Here is a 1,528-nt window from a genome sequence, read left to right as displayed (position 1 = left end):
TGTACCTGCAATTTCTTGTCCTGGAGAAGTAGACATAGTAGCAGACGCAAACACTTGTGGAGCGATTGTAAACTTCAGTCCAGCAGCAGCGATTGACTTAGAAGACGGTCCATTAGATGTTACACAAGTATCAGGACCTGAATCAGGTGATTTGGTAGAAGTGGGCGTTTACACAGTGGTATTTGAAGCTACTGACAGCGACGGAAACACCGTGACTTGTGACTTCACATTTGAAGTAGAAGACACTCAGGATCCTGTAGCAATGGCACAAGATATCACAGTATCATTGGATGCATCAGGAGTTGCGGTAATCACTGCAGAAGATTTAGACGGTGGTTCAACAGATAACTGTCCAGACATTACATTCTCAATCGATACCACCACCTTTGATTGTGGTAACGTAGGTATTGACAACGAAGTTACATTGACTGTAACCGATGCATCAGGAAACACAGACACAGCGATTGCCATCGTAACAGTAATCGATGATATTGCACCGGAGATTGCTTGTACAGGTGGAAGTGGCTTTGGTATAGAAGTATTTATCAATGAGATTCATTATGACAATGCAGGTGCAGATGAAAATGAAGCGATTGAAATTGCAGGTCCAGAAGGAACAAATCTTGAAGACTGGACCTTAATATTATACAACGGAGCAAATGGTATGGTGTATCATACAGAAAACCTAACCGGAATAATACCCGATCAAAACAATGGATTTGGTACACTGAACTTTCCGATAGAAGGTATTCAAAATGGGGCTCCTGACGGGATTGTACTGGTTGACAATACAAATACGGTGGTTCAGTTCTTAAGTTATGAAGGTGTTTTAGTAGCAGAAGATGGACTTGCAGAAGGAATGACTTCCCAAGATATTGGGGTCTTTGAAGCCGGTTCTACACCACTAGGAGAATCTTTACAACTAACCGGTACAGGATCATTTTATGCTGACTTTACCTGGAATAGCCCGGCAACTTCATCTCCCGGAGATGTAAACTCTGGACAAACGTTTGAAGAGCCTGTAATAGGAACAATACCACAGTATTATTTAGATGCCAACGGTGAAGTTGAAATTCCAATCACTGACCTTTACCTAAATGCAACTGACAACTGTTCAGTTGTAGTAAGTGTAGGAGGTGCTTCATCAGGAGTTTGTTCACAGTCAAATGGAGGAACTGTAACCAATGGTTCTAACAACTCAGTGCATTCGATATTTACAAATGCAAATGACTTGATAGTTCCTGCAGATCAGGACTTCACATTAGACCAAATTGTGCTTCAAGTACTTCCTTTAGGAGCATCCACAGATATCACATTAGCTGATGTCACTTATTATGAAGACAACGGAGGATTACCAGGAGCTATTATAGGAAGTGAAAACGGTGTTGTACCCACAAGTGATGTAGTAGTAGGACAGACTGGCGCGCCACTTCCTGTTGCTGATATCAATGAAGTAACTTTGGATCTAACTCCATTTACTTTTGCTGGTCAAGAAGGAGCAGAAACTACTTACTGGATTTCAGTATCA

At 41.6% G+C, this 1,528-nt stretch carries 1 protein-coding gene; it reads left to right on the top strand.

The window, feature by feature from the left end; genetic code table 11:
* On the top strand, positions 1-1,528 hold a 1,528-nt coding region (locus tag IEV69_RS13760), incomplete at both ends, for an HYR domain-containing protein (RefSeq protein WP_188443416.1).

It is taken from the genome of Planktosalinus lacus (genome assembly GCF_014640155.1).
GTDB classification, from domain to species: Bacteria; Bacteroidota; Bacteroidia; order Flavobacteriales; family Flavobacteriaceae; genus Planktosalinus; species Planktosalinus lacus.
This window is presented reverse-complemented; position numbering and strand designations above follow the sequence as displayed.